The sequence below is a fragment of the Streptomyces sp. NPDC002787 genome (genome assembly GCF_053592095.1).
Window position 1 is genome coordinate 94,171 of record NZ_JBSFVC010000010.1, and the last position, 19,861, is coordinate 114,031.

Annotated in this window: 20 protein-coding genes; 8 read left to right on the forward strand and 12 right to left on the reverse strand. The window is 71.8% G+C overall.

The window, feature by feature from the left end; all coding sequences use genetic code 11:
- Positions 1–360: 360 nt before the first annotated feature.
- A complete protein-coding gene (locus ACWD26_RS15765) occupies positions 361–1,470 on the forward strand; it encodes a FecCD family ABC transporter permease (RefSeq protein WP_451270239.1) in 1,110 nt (369 codons plus the stop codon).
- 205 nt (positions 1,471–1,675) lie between these two features.
- Positions 1,676–2,497 carry an ABC transporter ATP-binding protein gene (locus ACWD26_RS15770; protein ID WP_451270565.1) on the forward strand — a complete coding sequence of 274 codons (822 nt, stop codon included), beginning with the start codon at positions 1,676–1,678 and terminating at the stop codon, positions 2,495–2,497.
- Positions 2,498–2,526: 29 nt separating this feature from the next.
- On the opposite strand, the gene ACWD26_RS15775 is transcribed toward ACWD26_RS15770, so the two are convergent.
- Complete coding sequence (locus ACWD26_RS15775) at positions 2,527–3,474, reverse strand: methionyl-tRNA formyltransferase (protein ID WP_451270241.1); 948 nt, start codon at positions 3,472–3,474, stop codon at positions 2,527–2,529.
- Between the two features lie 121 nt (positions 3,475–3,595).
- Between ACWD26_RS15775 and ACWD26_RS15780 the strand changes: the two genes are divergently transcribed.
- Both ACWD26_RS15780 and ACWD26_RS15785 read left to right on the forward strand, forming a co-directional pair.
- Positions 3,596–4,912: a lysine N(6)-hydroxylase/L-ornithine N(5)-oxygenase family protein gene (locus ACWD26_RS15780; protein WP_451270243.1), complete on the forward strand. Its 1,317-nt coding sequence runs from the start codon at positions 3,596–3,598 to the stop codon at positions 4,910–4,912.
- 140 nt (positions 4,913–5,052) lie between these two features.
- Positions 5,053–5,877, forward strand: a complete 825-nt coding sequence (locus ACWD26_RS15785) for an ABC transporter permease (RefSeq protein ID WP_451270245.1) — start codon at positions 5,053–5,055, stop codon at positions 5,875–5,877.
- Between the two features lie 79 nt (positions 5,878–5,956).
- On the opposite strand, the gene ACWD26_RS15790 is transcribed toward ACWD26_RS15785, so the two are convergent.
- Positions 5,957–7,243, reverse strand: coding sequence for a streptophobe family protein (locus ACWD26_RS15790; RefSeq protein ID WP_451270246.1), 1,287 nt, complete (start codon positions 7,241–7,243; stop codon positions 5,957–5,959).
- 185 nt (positions 7,244–7,428) lie between these two features.
- Here ACWD26_RS15790 and ACWD26_RS15795 point away from each other — a divergent pair, with 185 nt between their 5' ends.
- Positions 7,429–8,763, forward strand: coding sequence for a DUF6777 domain-containing protein (locus ACWD26_RS15795; RefSeq protein WP_451270248.1), 1,335 nt, complete (start codon positions 7,429–7,431; stop codon positions 8,761–8,763).
- Positions 8,764–8,987: 224 nt separating this feature from the next.
- Here the strand turns inward: ACWD26_RS15795 and ACWD26_RS15800 are convergent, their stop codons facing one another.
- The 7 genes from ACWD26_RS15800 to ACWD26_RS15830 all read right to left on the reverse strand — a co-directional run bounded on the left by ACWD26_RS15800 (position 8,988) and on the right by ACWD26_RS15830 (position 15,782).
- Positions 8,988–9,122, reverse strand: a complete 135-nt coding sequence (locus ACWD26_RS15800) for a hypothetical protein (RefSeq protein WP_451270250.1) — start codon at positions 9,120–9,122, stop codon at positions 8,988–8,990.
- 159 nt (positions 9,123–9,281) lie between these two features.
- Positions 9,282–10,124, reverse strand: coding sequence for an ABC transporter ATP-binding protein (locus ACWD26_RS15805; protein ID WP_451270252.1), 843 nt, complete (start codon positions 10,122–10,124; stop codon positions 9,282–9,284).
- Positions 10,121–11,086 (reverse strand): ABC transporter ATP-binding protein, encoded by a 966-nt coding sequence (locus ACWD26_RS15810; protein WP_451270254.1) that lies wholly within the window; start codon positions 11,084–11,086, stop codon positions 10,121–10,123. The genes ACWD26_RS15805 and ACWD26_RS15810 overlap by 4 nt, the downstream gene beginning before the upstream one ends.
- On the reverse strand, positions 11,086–11,928 hold the full coding sequence (locus ACWD26_RS15815) for an ABC transporter permease (RefSeq protein WP_451270256.1): 843 nt from the start codon (positions 11,926–11,928) through the stop codon (positions 11,086–11,088). The genes ACWD26_RS15810 and ACWD26_RS15815 overlap by 1 nt, the downstream gene beginning before the upstream one ends.
- Positions 11,925–12,878 carry an ABC transporter permease gene (locus tag ACWD26_RS15820; RefSeq protein WP_451270258.1) on the reverse strand — a complete coding sequence of 318 codons (954 nt, stop codon included), beginning with the start codon at positions 12,876–12,878 and terminating at the stop codon, positions 11,925–11,927. Before ACWD26_RS15820 ends, ACWD26_RS15815 begins: the two co-directional genes overlap by 4 nt.
- A 7-nt stretch (positions 12,879–12,885) precedes the next feature.
- Positions 12,886–14,544, reverse strand: coding sequence for an ABC transporter substrate-binding protein (locus tag ACWD26_RS15825; RefSeq protein ID WP_451270567.1), 1,659 nt, complete (start codon positions 14,542–14,544; stop codon positions 12,886–12,888).
- Positions 14,545–14,570: 26 nt separating this feature from the next.
- On the reverse strand, positions 14,571–15,782 hold the full coding sequence (locus ACWD26_RS15830; protein ID WP_451270260.1) for a C45 family autoproteolytic acyltransferase/hydolase: 1,212 nt from the start codon (positions 15,780–15,782) through the stop codon (positions 14,571–14,573).
- A gap of 126 nt (positions 15,783–15,908) precedes the next feature.
- On the opposite strand from ACWD26_RS15830, the gene ACWD26_RS15835 reads away from it, so the two are divergent.
- The 3 genes from ACWD26_RS15835 (at position 15,909) to ACWD26_RS15845 (ending at position 18,028) form a co-directional block, all read left to right on the forward strand.
- Complete coding sequence (locus ACWD26_RS15835) at positions 15,909–16,814, forward strand: MurR/RpiR family transcriptional regulator (protein WP_451270262.1); 906 nt, start codon at positions 15,909–15,911, stop codon at positions 16,812–16,814.
- Between the two features lie 63 nt (positions 16,815–16,877).
- Entirely contained in the window at positions 16,878–17,468 is a 591-nt protein-coding gene (locus tag ACWD26_RS15840) for a DinB family protein (protein ID WP_451270264.1), read from the forward strand.
- A gap of 113 nt (positions 17,469–17,581) precedes the next feature.
- Complete coding sequence (locus tag ACWD26_RS15845; protein WP_451270266.1) at positions 17,582–18,028, forward strand: helix-turn-helix domain-containing protein; 447 nt, start codon at positions 17,582–17,584, stop codon at positions 18,026–18,028.
- Positions 18,029–18,032: 4 nt separating this feature from the next.
- Here ACWD26_RS15845 and ACWD26_RS15850 read toward each other — a convergent pair whose 3' ends face one another.
- The 3 genes from ACWD26_RS15850 to ACWD26_RS15860 are packed head-to-tail and all read right to left on the reverse strand — an operon-like array spanning position 18,033 to position 19,775.
- Positions 18,033–18,473 carry a hypothetical protein gene (locus ACWD26_RS15850; protein WP_451270268.1) on the reverse strand — a complete coding sequence of 147 codons (441 nt, stop codon included), beginning with the start codon at positions 18,471–18,473 and terminating at the stop codon, positions 18,033–18,035.
- A gap of 43 nt (positions 18,474–18,516) precedes the next feature.
- The gene (locus ACWD26_RS15855) at positions 18,517–19,119 is read right to left on the reverse strand and encodes a ClpP family protease (RefSeq protein ID WP_451270270.1); all 603 of its coding nucleotides are present in this window, start codon (positions 19,117–19,119) and stop codon (positions 18,517–18,519) included.
- Positions 19,119–19,775: an ATP-dependent Clp protease proteolytic subunit gene (locus ACWD26_RS15860; RefSeq protein ID WP_451270272.1), complete on the reverse strand. Its 657-nt coding sequence runs from the start codon at positions 19,773–19,775 to the stop codon at positions 19,119–19,121. Before ACWD26_RS15860 ends, ACWD26_RS15855 begins: the two co-directional genes overlap by 1 nt.
- Between the last annotated feature and the right edge of the window lie 86 nt (positions 19,776–19,861).

The window sequence follows — 19,861 nt, forward strand, 5'->3', positions numbered from 1 at the left end:
TGGGCTCACTGAGCCGTGGGGTGCGCGGCCTCTGGACGCCGAGTTGCGGGCTTCGCCGCCCGGGCTCACCGAGCCGTGGGCTTCGCGACCCGAGACAGCCGCGACACCCGCCACACCCGTGACAGACGAGGCGGGTACTGGCCAACTCATCGCCACCGCGCCCTCGATCGGCTGGTCCATGGTTCCCGAGCCGCGTATTCACCGGTCCATGGTCTTCGAGCCGGGTAACCGCCGCTCCCCGCTCCCCGCCCCGCGCAATCGCCGATCCACGGTCCCCGAGCCGTGCCACTGGCAACCCGGCGCCTACGCAACAGTGGCGCCGGCGGCCCATGACCACCGAACCCGTGGAGCTGTGAGCCGATGACCACCGAACTCGCGCCCGTGCCGCCCTCGAAGGGCGCCGTGGATCCGAGGCCCAGGCGCCGCACGGCCGACCGGATCGCCTTCCGGCTCCCGGTCCCGCCCGTGTCCGGTGTCGTACGTCCCCGGCTGCTGGCCGTCTGTCTGCTGCTCGCGGCCGCCGCGTTCCTGGCGTTCACCGTGGAGACCTCGATCGGGGACATCGCCCTCCCGCTCACCGATGTGATGCAGGCCCTGGTCGGCACGGGCGACCCCGCCACCGAGCTGATCGTCCACGAACTGCGGCTGCCGCGCGCCCTGGCCGGACTGCTCGTCGGAGTCGCCTTCGGCGTCTCCGGCGCCCTCCTCCAGACGGTCACCCTCAACCCGCTGGCCAGCCCCGACATGATGGGCATCACCCAGGGCGCCGGCACGGCGGTCGTCGCCGGGATCGTCCTCGGCTGGGACGGCGGCCTCGGCACCCAGGCCCTGGGCCTGCTCGGCGCGCTGACCGCCGGTCTGCTGGTGTACGTCCTGGCCTGGAAACGCGGCACCACCGGCTACCGCATCGTCCTCGTCGGCATCGGCATGGCCTGGATCTGTACGAGCGTCACCGACTACCTCATGGCCCGCGGCCAGCGCTTCCAGGCACAGGCCGCCCTCGGCTGGCTCGTCGGCAATCTCAACGGCCGCACCTGGGAACAGATCGGCCCGCTCGCCGTCACCATGGCCGTGCTGCTGCCCCCGGCGATCCTGCTCGGCCGGCAGATCCGTGTTCTGCAACTCGGGGACGACGTCGCCCGGGGCCTCGGCACCCGTGTGCAGATCGTCCGCGTGGCCGTCCTGCTCATCGCCGTCGTACTCGTGGCCTTCGGCACCGCCACCGCCGGGCCCGTCGCCTTCGTGGCGCTCGCCGCGCCCCAGGTCGCCCAGCGCCTGGCAGGCACCCCGTTCCCGCCACCCGTCGCCGCGGGGCTCACCGGCGCCGTACTGGTGCTCGTGTCCGACCTCGTCGCCCGGAAAGTCATCCCGGACACGGAACTTCCGGTCGGGGTCGTCACCGGTGTGCTCGGCGCACCCGTACTGCTGTGGCTGCTCATCCGCGCCAACCGCGCCGGTTCAGGAGGCTGAAGACGTGTCATCGAAGTACGAACCGGCCACCGCGCGCGACAGCCGCGCCGACAACGGCGCCGGCGACCGCGCCGCAGGACACGGTGGCCACCCCGCCGGGCCCGGTGGCCACCCCGCCGGACCCGCGGACCGCACCACCGGGCCCGGCCGCGACCGCACCACCGGCCCCGGTGGCAGTCCCGCCCGTCCCGTCGACGGCCCCGACCTGCGCGCCGAGGGCCTGCGCCTGGCCTACGACGACCGGATCGTCGTCGACGGCCTCGACCTGGCGATCCCCACCGGCCGGGTCACCGCGATCGTCGGCGCCAACGCCTGCGGCAAGTCCACCCTGCTGCGCGCCCTGGCCCGGCTGCTGACCCCCAAGGCGGGCGCCGTCCATCTCGACGGCCGCTCGGTGCACTCCATCCCGACCCGTACGCTCGCCCAGAAGCTCGGCATCCTCCCGCAGACCCCCGTCGCGCCCGAGGGCCTGACCGTCATCGACCTGGTGGGACGCGGGCGTTCACCGCACCAGACCTGGTGGCGGCAGTGGTCGCGGAGCGACGAGGAGGCCGTGCACGAGGCGCTCGCGGCCACCGCCATGACCGACCTCGCCCACCGGCCCGTCGACGAACTCTCCGGCGGACAGCGGCAACGCGCCTGGATCGCCATGGCCGTCGCCCAGGGCACCCCCGTGATGCTGCTGGACGAGCCGACGACCTATCTCGACCTCGCCCACCAGATCGACGTCCTCGACCTCGTCACCGACCTCAACCGGCACCAGGGCCGCACCGTGGTCATGGTGCTGCACGACCTCAACCAGGCCTGCCGGTACGCCGACCACATCATCGCCATGAAGGGCGGGCGCATCGCCGGAGAGGGCGCCCCCGCCGACGTCATCACCGCCGCGACGGTCGAGGACGTCTTCGGCCTGCGCTGCGTCGTCGGCGAGGACCCCGTCAGCCGCACCCCCATGGTCATCCCGATGGGCCGCCACCACGAGGGCACGGACTCCGCCGAGGTGTCCGTGTCGGGCACCACCGGTTGACGGAGAACCGGCGGCGCCGCGCTCCTGACCTACGGGCGGGCCGTCAGGTAACCGCCCATCGTGCGGAAGTAGTCCGTCGCCGCGTGCTCCGTGCCGTCCTCCGTCCGCACCCGCTCGACCACCAGTCCCGGCAGCCGCCCGGAGCGCGCCTCGGCACCGGCGACGATGACGACGCCGTCGCCCTCCCGGATGAAGATCCGGCCCGGCGTGCCGCCGTAGCGTCCCTCGGAGACGGTGGCCGAGATGATCCGGAGGCGTTCCCCGCGGTGGTGGGTGAACGCGTTCGGATACGGGTCGGATTGCGCCCGCACGAACCGTTCCAGGTCCTCCGCGGGCCATGTCCAGTCGATGCGGCTGTCCTCCAGGGACCGCTTGTGGAAGAAGCTCGACCGGGAGCGGTCCTGTGCCGTCCACACGGCCTTGCCGGAGGCGATGAGTTCGAGCGAATCGGTGACGAGCGGGCCGATCAGGTCGACCGTGCGGTGGAACAGGTCCGTGGCCGTGTCGTGCGGCCCGACCGGCACCGAGCGCTGCAACAGCACGTCGCCCATGTCGAGTTCGGCGTCCATGCGGTGGGCGGTGACACCGACCTCCTTCTCCCCGTTGATGAGCGCCCAGATGAGGGGGGAGAAGCCGGCGTACTGCGGCAGCAGCGAGTCGTGGATGTTGAGCGTGCCGTGCGGCGGCAGGTCGAAGATCTCGGGCGGCAGCCAGGTGCGCCAGTTGTTGGCCACGATGAGGTCCGGATCGGCCTCCTTGAGGGTGCGCAGAAGCTCGTCGTCGCCCGGCCGGTTGCGCAACAGCACCGGCACACCGTGCTGTTCGGCGAGATCGGCGACCGAGTCGCTCCAGATTTTTTCGTACGCGTGATCGCTCTTCGGATGGGTGACGGCAAGTATCACATCGTGTCCGGAGTCCAGCAGAGCCTGCAGCGTTCGGTGTCCCCAGGTCTGGTACCCGAACATGACGACCCGCATATGAGCCCTCCTCAGCCGTTGCTAGGTAAGGCTAACCTTATCTAACATGTCTCTGCTTGGGGGAGGCTGTGTTCCAGCTTGGGAATCTCTGTGACCCCTGTCTATGGGAGGCGATGACGCGGTGACGACGCTGCAGACCGGGCCTGACTCCATCTACGACGTACTGGGTATCGGGTTCGGTCCATCGAATCTCGCACTCGCCATCGCGCTCCACGAACACTCCGTCAACTCCGTTGACGGGGAAGGGCTTCGGGTCGGCTTCCTGGAGAGACAACCCCGGTTCGGATGGCATCGGGGCATGCTCATCGACGACGCCACCATGCAAGTGTCCTTCCTGAAGGACCTGGTGACGATGCGTGATCCCACCAGCGACTTCAGCTTCCTGTGCTATCTGCGGGACCGGGGTCGACTCGTCGACTTCCTCAACCTGAAGACGCTCTTCCCGCTGCGCATCGAGTTCCACGACTACTTCGAGTGGGCCGCCGCCCGGGTCTCCCACCTCGTCGAGTACTCCGCCGAGGTCGTCTCCGTGCGCCCCGTCACCCGCGACGGCGAGATCCGCTACTTCGACGTCACCAGCCGCGTACCGGGCGAACCGGAACGCCTGACCGTCCGCCGCGCCCGCAGCATCTGCGTCGCCACCGGCCTGGAACCGCACCTTCCGCCCGGCGCCGCCCTCTCCGAACGGGTCTGGCACAACAGCGAGTTGCTGCCGCGGGTCGAGCGTGCCCGGCGCTCCGGACAGCCGGTACGCCGCGCCGTCGTCCTGGGCGCCGGCCAGAGCGCGGCCGAGGCCGTGGACTACCTCCACCGCAACTTCCCCGAGGCGGAGATCTGCTCGGTCTTCGCCAAGTACGGCTACACACCCGCCGACGACAGCCCCTTCGCCAACAAGATCTTCGATCCCGCGGCCGTCGACCTGTACTACGGCGCGCCCCGCGAGGTGAAACAGTCGCTCTTCGACTACCACCGCAGCACCAACTACTCGGTCGTGGACATGGACTTGATCGAGTCCCTGTCCCGGGCCATGTACCAGGAGCAGGTCCAGGGCCGGGAACGGCTGCGGATGCTGAACGTCTCCCGGCTGCGCGAGGTCGAGGCGGGCACGGACGACGTCAAGGTGACCGTGGAGTTCCTGCCGACCGGGGAGCGCGAGATCCTCTCCTCCGACCTTCTCGTCTACGCCACCGGTTATCAACCCCAGGGCCTCGGTGACAACTTGGGGGAGGTAGGCAAACTCTGTCTGCGCGACGACGAGGACGCCCTGCGGGTCGGCCGCGACCACCGGGTGGCCACCGCCCCCAACGTCACCGCCGACATCTACCTCCAGGGCGGCACCGAACACACCCACGGCCTCACCTCGACCCTGCTGTCCACCACGGCCGTACGCGCCGGGGAGATCTGCGCCTCCCTCCTCGCACGCCGTGCGACGGTCTGACGGCGTCGGAGGGGTGACCGGAAGGGATGACGAAGGGGTGATGGAGGGATGATGTCGGACCGGATGCGTGTGAACAGGCACCGGAACGGACGGAGGCCGTCCTGATGTGGGCGGACGGGCCGCGCGGATAGGGTCGACGCGTGCGTCTGTTCGCCGCCGAGACACTGCTGCCGGTCGACGCGGCGCTCGCGGTGGCGCTCACGGTCCTGCTGATCGTGGCCACCGCGGTCACCGCCGTCTTCCGGCTGTCCCCGGACGGCGCGTACGGCCGGGCCCGCGAGATCGTGATCGCCGGTCTCAGGGCGACCGCCCAACTGGCCGCCGTCTCCGTGGTGATCGGCTGGGCCGTCCACCACACGGCGGCCCTGCTCGGCTTCCTGTTCCTGATGTTCGCCGTGGCGACCCGTACCGCCGGCCGTCGCGTCACCGCCAACCGCACCTGGTGGTGGGCGGCCCTGCCCCTCGGCGCCCCCGTGGCCCCCGTCGTCGCCGGACTCGTACTGGCCGACCTGCTCACCGTGCCCGGCATCGCCATCGTCCCCGTCACCGGCATCCTCATCGGCGGGGCCCTCACCGCGACCGTGCTCGCGGGCCGCCGCGCCCTGGACGAACTCACCCAGCGCCACGGCGAGGTGGAGGCCTGCCTGGCGCTCGGCTTCCTCGACCGCGACGCCCGCCTCGAAGTGGTCCGCGCGGCTGCCTCCGACGCCCTGCTGCCCGCCCTCGACCAGACCCGCACGGTCGGCCTCGTCACCCTGCCCGGCGCCTTCGTCGGCATGCTCCTGGCCGGCGCCTCACCCGTAGTCGCCGGCGCCGTCCAGGTGTTCGTCCTCATCGCCCTGCTCGCCGTCGAGGCACTCTCGGTAGCCCTCACCGTCGAACTCGTCGCCCGCCGCAGAATCCACCGGGACGCCGACCCGACCAGCCCCGGAGCTCGCCGTCCGACCGGCCCGGCCACCGGCTGACCCGGGGCGGGCGTCGTACGGCGTCCACCCTGCCACCGGCGGCACGCGGCGGCCCCCCACCTGCGGCCGGCGCCCACACCTACCGGTGGTCGGCGTCCGTGTCGACCGCACCCCGCCGCCGTACCCCCTTCGCCAGCACCCCGCCCAGGAACCCGGTCACCAGCCCCCACACCACGGCGAGCCCCAGCGCCGTCCAGGTCCGGGGCCGCAGGAACAGTTCGCCGCCCAGGTCGCCGCCGAGGTCGCCGATGCCGAGCACCGACAGCCCGTAGTGCGCGGAGATCCGGCCGACGAGACAGACCATCAGGACGGTGAGCACCAGGGCGGCCGCCATGTGCACGGCGTGCTGCCACAGCCGCACCCGGGCCGGGGAACGGGCCGCCATCACGAATGCGGCGAGCAGCAGCAGGACCGCGTTCACGACCACCAGCCACCACACCCGGTCGTCGTACTCGGCCAGCGAGCTCAGGTTCAGGGTGGAGACGTCGGGCCCGCGCAGCACCTCGTCCAGGAGCTTCGGCATCGGCAACCCGAAGGGCCCCTCGACCTGGCCGTCCCAGGTCGCCCCCAGACCGATCGTGAAGGTCAGCCAGACGACGTTCGGCAGGCCCAGCAGGATCACGGCGGCCGTCTCGGCGGCGTGCCCACGGGTCACTGCCACCACCACCGCGATCACCAGCCCAAGGGCGACGTACGCCAGCAGCAGCCCCACCATCGCGTACGCGGCCGGGCGTACCGACTCCTGGAACCGCAGCAGCCGTGCCGGGAGCGGGGCACCGCGCGACACCAGCAGCGCCAGGACGAGGACGCCGGCGAGCCAGAGCAGCCCGAAGAGGAGCGTCGGTGCCATGGCCGTCTCGAATCCCACGTCGGCGGAGACGCCGAAGAAGTCGGCCACCTCGCCGAGCGGGATGTCGAAGGTCTGCCGGGCCGCGAGCGCGAGGCCGACCAGCGCCGCCAGCCACAGGGCGGCGATCCGGGCGGCCCAGCCCGCCAGTTCGGCCGACCCCGCGACCGCCCGGTGCCGCAGGGGCCGCAGGAACCCGGCGGCGATCACCAGCGCGCCGACGAGGGTCACCGACAGCGGGATCACGGTCAGGCCCGCCTCGGTCTCGGCGATGGACCCGGCTTCGCCGGAGAGCTCGATGGTGCCGCCGACCGCCGTCACGACCGTGGCCGCGACGACACGGGGGAACGCGTTGTCCGGGAGGTCCGCCGCACCCGCCGCCCACAGCCCCAGCGACGCCGTCACGATCATCGCGAGAAGCCCGGCCAGGACCGTGCCGAGGGCCTGGAGCCAGCCGTGCCGGGCGACCGCCCGCTCCGGTGCTGTCGTCCGCTGAGGACGCAGGGTCTGGGGACTCACTCTTGCCACGCTAAGCACGGCGAAGGCACTCCGCGCGCCGGGAGGACCAGGCCTCCTTCGGCCGGGGGGCGGCGTCCCCCGGCTTGCGAGCGACAAGGGACCAGAGCACACAATGGGCCTGTTGTGTGAGAAAACGGCATAGAAGCTGCAAGTCGCCGCAGAATCCCTACGGCGGGAGAAGACCCGTGAGCGTCGATCAGCCGTCCTCCGGCCGCCCGACAGGACCGCCCTCCGGCCCCCTGTCCGGGCCGTCGCGACCCGGCCCCACCCCGCACGGCCCGACGCGGCCGGGCGGCGAGGTACCACCGGAACCGCCGAGCGACGCCTCGGGCCCGGGCGGAACCGCTGGCGGTCCGGGAGGACCAGGCGGACCGGGCGGATCTGGCGGCGGGCCAGGAGGACCGGGCGGGGGCTCCGGCGATTCCGGGCCGGGGCCCGGCGGCCCCGGCCGTCCGTGGTGGCGGTCCGGTCCCCGGATCGCCCTGATGGCCGTCGCGGCCGCCGTCGCGGTGATCCTGATCGTGGTCCTCACCCGCTCCGGCGACTCGGGCGACGCCGCCGACGGTGAGGTCTTCCTCCAGGCCGCGGGCAAGACCGGCCCCGACCCGTTCACCGAGTCGACGGCGACGGACAGTTCCACCCCTCCCGAGACCCCCGCGGCGACACCGAGCAGATCGGAACCCGCCAACGTGACGCGTGCCGTGGACGGTTCGGCCCCCGGCCTCTACGGCGGCACCCGCAACGTCGCCAGCTGCGACGTCGAGAAGCAGATCAAGGTGCTCCAGGCCAACCCCGCCAAGAACGAGGCGTTCGCCTCCGTCGCCGGCGTCAAGTCCTCCGACGTGCCCGCCCACCTGCGCTCGCTCACTCCGGTGCAGCTGCGCATGGACACCCGCGTCACCAACCACGGCTACCGCGACGGCGCCGCCACCAGCTACCAGGCCGTCCTGCAGGCCGGGACCGCCGTCCTCGTCGACGACCGAGGGGTGCCCCGGGTGCGCTGCGCCTGCGGCAACCCGCTGAAGCCACCGGTCGCCCTGAAGACCACACCCGAGCCGAAGGGCGACTCCTGGCCCTCGTACCGGCCGCAGAACGTCGTGGTCGTCGAGCCCTCGACGGTGATCATCAACGTCTTCGTCCTCTACGATCCCGAGCGCGACGACTGGTTCACCCGGCCGAGGGGCGACACGGGCGGGAAGGACAAGAAGACCACCCCACCCGTCAACCAGCCCTCGCCGTCGGTGTCGACGTCGTTCTCCGAGGAACCGCCCTCCAAGTCGCCCGAGCCGTGCCCCCCGACTCCGGGCGCCAAGCGCGAGAACGCCGACCCGTGCCCCTCGTCGTCCTCGGTGGCACCCTCCACCCCGACCCCGTCGAAACCGGAGACGGAGACCTCCGCACCCGAGCCCGAGCCGAAGCCGGAGAGCCCCGAGACGGCCGACTCGCCGGACGACACCACGACGAGCGAGTCGGCCCCCCTCGACCGGGTCCCGGAGGCGATCGGGGCCCCGGCCTCCTGACCGGTCACCGAGGCAGTCCGGGCCCCGCGTGGCTCACTCGTCGATCGCCGACCCGAACAGCGGGTCCACGTAGGGCGCCCCGAGCGACGCGCCGTTGTACGTCCACGACCCCGAGGCCATGATCGCGTCCGCGCCCGCCGGGAACACCCACACATGACCGTCCCCGGTGTTCTCGCCCGGCGCGGCGGCCAGCAGTCCGAAGCGGCCGTCGCCGTTCGGGTCCGTCAGCCGGACCTGGGCACCCCACTTGTCGCCCTGCCGGGCACCCCGGCGTACGCGGACGGCGCGGTGGCGATCGCCGCGCCGGAGACGAGAAGAAAGGTGGCCGCCGCGAGGGCGGCCGAACGGTTCTTGCGCATGTACGGCTCCAGACGGAAAGGACGGCCGGGCAGCGCGGGGGTGTCCGGAAAGGGCCCGTTCCTTGTCCGGCGCCCTGTTCGACGACGGATGGGGGGCGAGGGTTGCACGGGAGTGCACAGCACTTGAGGAGGCTCTTCCTCCGGGTGCGGCCCGGGTCCCTACTCGGCGAGTGCCGCCCGCGCCGCGACCGCGTCGTCCGGGTCCCAGCCCTCCCTCGGCACGGCGGCCAGCAGCAACCGCGTGTACGGGTCGGCCGGTTCGCCGAGCACCCGGTGTGTCGGCCCCTGCTCGACGACCTGTCCGCGCCGCATGACCAGCACCTCGTCGGTGATGTGCTGGACCACGGCGAGGTCATGGCTGACGAAGACCAGGGCGACACCGGTGTCGCGGCGGATCTCGTCGAGGAGGTGGAGGATCTGCGCCTGGATCGACACATCGAGGGCGGCGACCGCCTCGTCCAGTACCAGCACCCGAGGCTGGACGGCGATGGCCCGGGCGATGGCCAGCCGCTGCCGCTGCCCGCCGGACAGTTGCCGGGGCCGCGCGTCGTACTCCCGGGCGCCGAGCCCCACTTGATCGAGCAGTTCGGCGGCGAGCCCTTCCTCCCGGCCGTGCAGCCGCAGTGCCGTGCGCAGACACTGCCCGGCCGTCAGCCGTGGGTCGAGCGAGATGTACGGGTCCTGGAAGACCATCTGGATCTCGCGGGCCCTGGCCAGCCGGGTCTCCCGGCGCCTCGGGGCACGGGCTTCCCTCGGGCGGCCGTCGACCGCGACCGTGCCCGAGTCGGGGCGTACCAGCCCGACGAGCATCCGGGCCACGGTCGTCTTGCCCGACCCGGACTCCCCGACGATGCCCAGGCAGCCGCCGCGAGCCACCGTGAACGACACGGACTCGGCGGCGGTGAGACGCCCGAGCCCCGGCAGGGGGTAGGTCTTGCACAGCTTGTCGACGACGAGCGGGGCACCGCCGGCCGGATGCGTGCTGAGGGGGGTGTCGGTCATGTCGTCGTGGTCCTTTCCGCGGCGACGACGGACCCGGCGGCGGCCGGAACGCGCCGACAGGCCGCCGACCCCCCGTCCGGCAGTGTCACCGCCTCCGGCCGCCAGGTCTCGCAGTCGGGCTGGGCGTCGGGGCAGCGGGGCGCGAACGGGCAGCCCGGGAAGGTGTCGCCGAGGGACGGCGGACGGCCCGGGATCGGCAGGAGGGGCCGTGCCGTCTCGCCCAGGGTCGGCGAGCAGGACAGCAGGCCACGGGTGTAGGGGTGCGTGGGGTCGTCGAAGAGGGCTCCGGCGGTGCGCTCTTCGACGACCCGGCCCGCGTACATGACGTAGACACGGTCGCAGTACGCGGCGGCCAGGTGCAGGTCGTGGGTGATGAAGAGCAGCCCGGCCCCGGTCTCGGCCCGCAGGAGGCGCAGTTGGGCGAGGATCTCGGCCTGGGTGGTGACGTCGAGCGCGCTCGTCGCCTCGTCGGCCAGCAGCAGCCGGGGCCGCGCCGCGAGCGCTCCGGCGATGACGACGCGCTGGAGCATGCCGCCGGACAGTTCGTGCGGACGCTGCCGCAGCCGGTGTTCCGGGTCGGACAGACCCACGGCGGCGAGGAGTTCGACGGCCGTCTTCCGGTCGGCTCCGCGTTCGCGGAGGAAGTCGCCGATGCGGCGTACGGGGTTGAGGGCGGCCCGTGGGTCCTGGTGGATCATCGCGACGGTACGGGCGCGGTGGCGCCGCAACTCCTCCCCGGTCAGGGAGAGGACGTCCGCGTCGCCCATCCGTACGGTGCCCGAGACGCCCGCCCCGCCGGGCAGCAGCCCCAGCGCGGCCTTCGCGGTCGTCGACTTGCCGGAGCCGGACTCGCCGACCAGGCCGACGACCTCACCCGGGGCGACCCGCAGGGAGACGTCGTCGAGGGCCGGGCGCGCGGCACCCGGGATCGCGACGGTCAGGTGATCGATGGTGAGCAGCATCAGCCCTGCCTTCCGAGCCGGTCGGCCGCCCGGACACCGACCACGTTGAAGGACACGACGACCGCGGCGATGGCCGTGCCCGGGACGAGAGCGGGCAGCAACGCGCCCTGGACGACGGCAGCCTGCCCCTCCTGCACCATCAACCCCCAGTCCGAACTGGGTGGTTGGGCTCCGAAGCCGAGGTAGGAGAGGGTGGCCAGCGACATCAGCGCCTCTCCGAAGAGCACCACCAGATAGCCGGTCACCGCCCGGCCGAGGTTCGGCACCAGATGGAACGCGCAGATCCGGGCGCCTCCCATGCCCTGCACCCGGTAGGCGTCCACGTACGGTTTGCGGGCCTCGGAGAGGGCGAGGGAACGCGTGTACTTGGCGACGGTCGGTGTGTACGCGAGGCCGAGGGCCAGCACGGACGTGGTCATACCGGTGCCGAAGACGGCGATGATCAGGACGGTGAACAGCAGCCCGGGGAAGGCGTACATGACGTCCGTGACCCGGGAGACGAAGGCGTCGACCCAGCCGCCGCGCCACGCCGCGAGCACCCCGAGCGTGACGCCGAGCAGTGCGGCCACCGCGAGCAGCACCACGGGAGCGACCAGGCTGGTGCGGGCCCCGTACAGGACCCGCGAGAGCAGGTCCTGCCCGGAGGCGTCCGTGCCCAGGAGATGGTCGCCGCTGGTGCCGGCGAGCGACGCGGACAGGTCGATCGCGTCGGGCGCGTACGGCGCGAGGAGCGGTGCCAGCGCTGCGGCCAGGACGACCAGGGCCAGGAATCCGGCGGCGACCGTGACGCCGAGGGGACGGCGGGACCGTACCCCGACCGGGGCGAGTGTGAGGGTGGTCATGCGGTGCGGGCCTCCTCGCGGACGCGCGGATCGAGGAGCGGATGGACCAGGTCCACGACGGTGGTGACGGCGATGTAGCCGGTGACCATCAGCAGCAGGACGGCCTGGGCGACGGGGAAGTCATGGGTGTTGATCGCGCCGACGAGCAGCGAGCCGATGCCGCTCATCCCGAACGCGGTCTCCACGACGACCGTCCCGGCGAGCATCCCCGCCATGACCAGACCGCACATGGTGATGATCGGGCCGAGCGCGTTGCGCAGCACATGGCGGCGGACGATGTCGCGTTCCGGGATGCCGGAGGCACGGGCCGCCTCGACGTGGTCGGAGGCGGCGGCCTCCGCCATGGCCTGCCGGGTGACCCGGCTGATCAGGGCGAGCGCGCCGAGCGCCAACGACAGCGCGGGCAGCGTCAGATGGTGCACGGTGCCGGCGAACCCGTCGCCGCTGCCGGTCACCGGGAACCATCTAAACCGCACCCCGAACACGGACACGAGCGCGATCGCGGCGACGAACGACGGCACGGACGCGGCGAGCGTGGTCCCGCCCACCACCGCCGAGTCCACCCATGTGGACTGCTTCACCGCCGCCAGGACGCCCGCGCCCACCCCGAGGACGACGAAGAGCAGCGTGGCGTAGGCGACCAGGCCCAGGGTGGTCGGCAGCCGGGCCGTGAGCAGGTCGGACACCTGGTCGCTGTACTTGAAGGAGCGGCCGAGGTCGAGGTGGAGGCAGTCCCACAGCCAGCGGCCGTACTGCACGACCAGCGGCTCGTCCAGGTGGTACTGGGCCCGGACGGCCGCGAGCCGCTCGGGGGTGAGCTTGTCGCGGCCGCCGGCCAGGAAGACGGCGGGGTCTCCGGGCGCCGCGTACACGGCGGCGAAGATGACGAACGAGGCGGCGAAGAGCGTGGCCAGGAATCCGGCCAGCCGCCGCGCGATACGGGCGGGCATTGTGGGCTCAGCCCTTCTTGGCGCCGAGCCCGGCCGCCCACGGGTAGTAGAGATACGCCTGGGAGGCGGGCGCCCCGGTCAGCCTTTCGCTCAGCACCAGCACCGAGGGCACCTGAGCGACGGGGATCCACACGGCGGCGTCCGCGAACAGCTTCTGCACGTCGACGGCGAGGGCCGCCCGCTCGGTGTCGTCGAGGGTGCCCAGCGCCCGGCGCACCTTCTCGTCGTACGTGGCGTCCTCGTAGCCGACCCAGTTGTTGGACGAGTCGGACAGCCCGTTGTCGTAGAAGCCCATCGGGTCGGACTTGGAGATGTACCAGTCCGCGACCAGCACATCGATCTCGGCACGGGCCTGCGGATCGCTGTAGAACTCCTCGAACTGCGCGGCCGGCACCGTCTTGATCGTGGCCTTGACCCCGATGCGCTGGAGGGCGGCCCGTACGGCGTTGGCGACGACGGTACGGCCCTGGGTGGCGTCCGTGCCGATGACGATCGGCTCGCCGGGTGCCCCCGCCTCCTTGACCAGCTCCTTGGCCTCGGCGATGTCGTCGGCGTCCGGCGAGGCGGGTGCGGTGGCCGCCAGCTCCTTCTGCGCGGCGGCGAACTCGTCCTTGGCATAGCCCCAGGAACCCGAGCCGACCGGGCTCGCCCACGGCTCCACGTACCCGCCGTACCCCGACGTGGCGATACCCGCCCGGTCGAGCGCCAGCGACAGGGCCCTGCGGATCTCCGGGTCCTTCAGCCCGCCCCGCTCGGTGGGGATGAGGTCGATGGTCGCGGTCGAGGGGCCGTAGTACTGGGCGAGCCCCTCGACGCCACCCAGGGCGGAGGCCGTGTTGGGCGACTCGGCGAACGTGCCGTCGGCCGCTCCGGTCTTCAGCGCGTTGACCAGGGCGCTGTCGGACGCCCAGCGGAAGACGACCTCCTGGGTGAGCGGCTTCTCGCCCCAGTAGCCGTCGTGGGCACGGATGGTGATCGAGTCACCGGACTTCCAACCGCTCAGCTCGTACGGTCCCGAGCAGGCGTCGCTCTGGCCCGGCGTACCGAAGTCCTCGCCTGCCTGCTCCACCTGCTCCCTGTTCCAGACGATGCCGGCGTCACCGGCGAGCGCCTTGGTGAACAGGGCGTCGGGCTTCTTGAAGCGGATGGTGATCTCGGCGTCGCCGGTCTTCTCCATGGAGGCGACGTTGGGGAACTCGTCGCTCTGCTCCATGTCGGGGTCGGCGTGCCGCTTCAGGCTCCACAGCACGTCGTCGGCGGTGAGCTTCGAGCCGTCGTGGAAGGTCACCCCCTCGCGGACGGAAAGGACGAGGGTCTTGTCGTCGGGGGTGGTGGCCTTCTCGGCGAGGAAGGGCTTGATCGTCATGTCGGGCTGGAGCTGGTAGAGCCGCTCGCAGACATTGGTGAGGACGACGCGGCCGGCGCTGGTGCCCTGGGTGTCGAGGTCCAGGGAGTCGGGTTCGTCCTCCAGCAGCCAGTTCACCTTCTCCACGGCGCCCTGGGCGGCGGGGGTCGTCGCGGTGAGCTTCAGTTTCGCGGCGTCGGCCGGTGCGCCGCCGGTCGCGGCCGTGTCGGCGCCGCTGCAGCCGACGGTCGTGAGAAGACCCGCGACGGCCAGCCCGGCGGTCACCGCTCTCCGTGTGTTCGTTGTCTTCGTCCTCGTCATCGCCATCGGGATGAACTCCTGTGCTCTCAGCTGGGACAGTCGGTGGAGGGGGTGCCGTGCGGGCCGTCGTAGAGGTTCCAGGGCAGGTGCTGGTAGTCGCGGTCGCAGGGGGTGCCCGCCGTGACGTGGTAGTCGCCGCTGGTCAGGTCCACGCAGGAGGAGACGAGCGTGGTCCAGTGCTCCACGACGGGCCTGCGGGTGTCGGGGTGGGTGCAGAGCGACTCGGGCAGTCCGAGGTGGTCGGACATGGCCTGCTTGATGAGCTTGCGGGACTCGTCGGGCCCGGTGGAGCCGCGCAGCGCCCTCAGACCCTGCTCGGCGCGGGGTACGCGCACCAGCGAGTCGGAGGACAGCGGGCGGTAGCCGGCGGCGATGGCCGCGGGGACTCCCGCCTGGTAGTGGTTGCCGTGCACCAGGAGTCCGTCCCGCGCGTGCAGCCAGCCGTGCCCGGCGGGAGTGGTCTCCAGGTCGACGGCGAAGCCCTCGCGGCAGGTCAGCAAGGCGTTGGAGGCGATGTGCGCACGGGTGCGGCACAGCACGTCGAGGGCGTCCGTGATGCTCGCCTGGTCCAGCACACTGCGGCGTACGACGGTCTGCGGCAGGCCGACCGTGTCGTCGAAGCGCCCGCCCAGACCGTTGGCGTTGAGCGCGATGCCCGCCGAGTTGGCGCCCTGCCGGCCGACCTGACCGGCCTCGACCTGCATGATCAGGGTCGGTGCGGGTGGCTGCACGATCCGCAGCATGACGACCGTGTCGCTGGCGCCCGCCCGCCAGTCCCAGTTCTGCCCGGCCCACACATGGCCGTCGCCGCTGGCGGGCCCGTACAGCGCGAACGAGGTGCAGCCCTCGACCCGTTCCTCGGCGACCGTCTCCGTCTCCGACTCGGGCGCGGACATCTCGGCGAACGACTGGTCGTAGAGGACCTCGCCACGGGCGTTGAGCGCCAGCACGTCCAGCAGGGTCACGCCGGCCCCGTCGGCGATGCCCCGCATCTCCTCCAGCAGGTGCGGCGCGTACGAGGCCACCGGCTCCTGCCAGCGGGTGGCGCGGGCGGTGACCTGGTCCCAGGTCAGCCCGGCGGCGTGGCCGAAGGCCTCCTCGTAGTAGGCGAGCGCCGCGTGCAGTTGGGGCCGGACGGCCTCGCCGTACTGCCGTCCGCGCTCCAGGGGAGCGCCGGAGATCTCGACCAGGGGGAGAAAGCGGGATGAGGGGGCTGCCAGGGCAGAGGGGGATGCCATTCTTCTCCTCGCGACGGAGAGCTGCCCGTACCCACGACGTGCTGTAACGTCGGTTACGGGAATCTCTCCTCTTGGAATGCGTTGTCCAGGAGAGTAACGGTCGTCACAAGGAAGTCAATGTCTGTAATGAAAATTTCAGATCACGGGGATCTCGGAGAGGGCCTGGCCCGGCTCCGGGCGGCGGTCCGTGACCACTGGGAGAGCCTCTCCGCCTCCGAGCGCGCGGTCGCCCAGTACCTCGCCAGCGCCCCCGTCGAACAGCTCCTCTTCGCCGGCGCCCAGGAACTCGGCACGGCCAGCGGGACCAGCAACGCCACCGTGGTCCGCGCGCTCCAGCGCCTCGGTTACGCCGGCCTGCCCGCCCTCAAACGCGAGCTGGCCACCGGCTTCACCGCGGCCGTGGCCCCCGAGGTGCGGCTGAAGCAGCGCATCGCCCATGTCGGCCCGGACCTGGACGGCATCTGGGGCGATGTGCTCGACGAGGCCCAGGAGCGCATCGAGCAGACCCGACGCCTGACCGGACCGGACGCCCTGCGCGCTGCCGTGGCCGCACTCGCCGACGCCGGCGAGATCCACTGCTTCGGGATCGCCGCCTCCGAACCGGCCGCCCGCCACCTGTCCCTGGCGCTCGGCCGCATCGACCGCCGGTCCCGCTTCTCCGGCGCCACCGGCTTCGCCCTCGCCGACCACCTCCTCGCGCTGCGCCAGGGCGACGCTGTGGTGATCTTCCAACCGGGCCGTGCTCTGCACGAGTTGACCGTGCTCGTCGAACGCGCCCGGGCGGTCGGCGCCCGGGTCGTCCTCGTCACCGACGAACTCGCAGAGGAGTTCGGCGACCGGGTCGATGCCGTCCTGACCGCACCGCACACCCCGACGGGCATCACCTCGGAGGCCCTCACCGCGCTCGTCGTGGCGGACGTCCTGCTCCTCGCCCTGACCACCCTGGACGAGACGCGGGCCGTGGACACCTCCCATCAACTGACCGTGCTCCGCGACCAGTTGATGCCCACGAGGAACAACCGCAAGAACTGAGCACAGTGGTGCGGGACGAAAAGCGGTGGCGGAGGACCCCCGCGACCACCGAAGCTCCTCCGCATGACTGACCATGCTGAGAAGCGGCCCGACGAACAGCCCCTGCCGGAGCGGAAGCTCGGGTGGGGCGACCGGTTCGTCGGCCCCGAGGGCGATCCGCGCGGCGAAGGAGGCTTCGAGGGGGAGCGGGCCACACTGGTCGGGTATCTGCGCAACCAGCGGCTGACCCTGGAGCTGAAGTGCGAGGGGCTCGACGCCGAGGCCCTGGCGCGCCGCGCGGTGCCGCCGTCCACCATGTCGCTGCTCGGGCTCGTACGCCACCTGGCCGGCGTGGAACAGTACTGGTTCCGCGAGGCGTTGGCGGGCCGGGCGGCGCCGCGCCACTACCGCGCCGGCGACGACCCGGACGGGGACTTCAACGGCGCCGTGGCCGACCCCGAGGCCGTCGCCGACGCCTGGCGCACCTGGCGCTCGGAGGTCGACTTCGCCGAGAGATTCGTGGCGGCGGCCCCCGACCTCGCCGTCACCGGCCGTCACGACGACGAGCCCATCGCCCTCCGCGAGGTCCTGGTCCACATGATCGAGGAGTACGCCCGCCACAACGGCCACGCCGATCTCCTGCGCGAACGCATCGACGGCCGCATCGGCCAGTGACGCCTGGACCGGGCTCCGTTGCGGGATTTTTCTGAGGGATTTCCCTGCGGGATTTTTCTGAGGGCGGAACGCGGACCCCTTCCCCTCCCGCCCGGAGTTCCTAGGCTGAACAAGTGAGCCGACAAGCGCCGAACGAAGCCCGCGTCATTCCCCTGCGCCCGGCGCAGGCCCCTGCGACCGCCCCGCCTCCGCAAGGCCGCACCGCTCAGGGCCCCCGCCCGGTCCGCGCCCCCGAGGCCCCGCCCGTCAGGGAACCCCTGTGGCGCGACCTCGTGGGTGACGTGCTCCGCCGCGAACGACTCATCCAGAAGCGCACGCTGAAGGACGTGGCCGACGCGGCCCGCATCTCGATGCCGTACCTCTCCGAGGTGGAACGAGGCCGCAAGGAGGCCTCGTCGGAGGTCCTGGCGGCCGCCGCCCAGTCCCTCGGCCTGACCTTGGGCGACCTGCTGTCCCTGGCCCAGACCGAACTGACCCGCCACACGACATCCACCCGCCGCACGACCCCGCCCCGCACGACGACCAACGCCCCCTACAACGGGCTGTGCCTGGCCGCCTGATCACTCACCGCATCCCCGTCCCCAGCGAAGAGAGCTGTTCGCGCACCCACGCGGGATCGGGATTGACGTACGGCCGACCCGCCACCACGACGGTCGGCACGGTCTCGTCGCCGTCGTTGGCCGCCCGCACGGCCGGATCACGCCGGATGTCGACCCAGTGCAGCTGACGGGCGCCACGGCCGAGCCGGATACGCAGTCGCAGGCAGTACTTGCAGCCCGACCGCCAGAAGACCACCGGCCGGCCGTCGACCGCACTGCGGCGCCGTGCCTCCAGCGCGCCGATCGACCTCGGGAAGACCAGAGGTGAGTGCACAGCCGCGAGCAGCGCGGACACCAGCAGAAACGCCACCGCCGCGACGGGGCTCCCTGTGAGGATCAGCCCCGTCGCGGCGAGTGCGTCGCCCGAGAGCACAAGCAGCATCGGCAACATCCACGCACGCGTCATGAAGACGCAGGCTACCGAAGCGCTCAGCCCCCGTGGGCGGGCCTCAGACCTCCACCAACCGTCGGCTCAACACCTCGTCGGCGAGCCCGTACGCCACCGCCTCCTCCGCGGTGAAGACCTTGTCCCGGTCCATGTCGGCCCGCAGGTCCGCCACATCGCGATGCGTGTGCCGGGCGAGGACCTTCTCGACCTGGGCACGGATGCGGACCATCTCCTTGGCCTGGAGGGCGAGGTCGGAGATCGTGCCCTGGCGGCCCCCGCTCGCCGGCTGGCCCAGCAGCACCCGCGCGTGCTCCAGCACGAACCGCCGCCCCGGGTCCCCGCCCGCCAGCAACACCGCCGCCGTCGACGCCGCCTGCCCCACGCAGAACGTGGAGATCGGCGCCCGCACGTACGACATCGTGTCGTAGATCGCCATCAGCGAAGTGAACGATCCCCCGGGCGAGTTGATGTAGACCGCGATCTCGCTCTCGGGCGCCGACGACTCCAGATGGAGCAGTTGCGCGATGACGACGTTCGCCACCCCGTCGTCGATCTCCGTGCCGAGGAAGATGATCCGCTCGGACAGCAGCCGGCTGAACACGTCGTACGAACGCTCGCCCTGCGGGGTCCGCTCGACCACGTTCGGAATGGTGTACGTCCCCATCACTGCAGCCCCATCCGTCGACGTGAAGAGGCCGGCCGTACGTCGTCGAGCGACTCCACGACCCGGTCGACCATCCCGTACTCCCTGGCCTGCTCGGCCGTGAACCAGCGGTCGCGGTCGCCGTCCCGGGAGATCGTCTCCTCCGACTGTCCCGTGTGCTCGGCGGTGATCCGCTCGATGGCCTTCTTGATGAAGTCCAGGTTCTCCGCCTGGATCTCGATGTCGGCGGTGGTGCCGCCGATGCCCGCCGACGGCTGGTGCATCATGATCCGCGCGTTGGGCAGCGCGAACCGCTTGCCGGGCGCGCCCACGCTGAGCAGGAACTGGCCCATGCTCGCCGCGAAGCCCATCGCCAGCGTCGACACGTCGTTCGGGATCAGCCGCATCGTGTCGTAGATGGCGAGGCCCGCCGTCACCGCGCCACCGGGACTGTTGATGTACAGGCTGATGTCCGTGCGCGAATCCTCCGCCGACAGCAGCAGCAACTGGGCGCAGACGCGGTTGGCGGAGACCTCGTCGACCTGGGTGCCGAGGAAGACGATCCGCTGCGCGAGCAGTTGCGCGGCGAGATGCTCGTCGAAGCGTGACGGCGGGGTGCCGCCCTCGTCGGCACGCGGGGCGAGCGTCGGTGCCCAGCCGGTGATCAGTGGAGCCACGGTTCCTCCCTGAGGATGGACGCGACCTCGGTGGCCGCTGCCTCCACTCTCCCCACGAACCGCCCCTCACCTGGACTTTCTCTGCC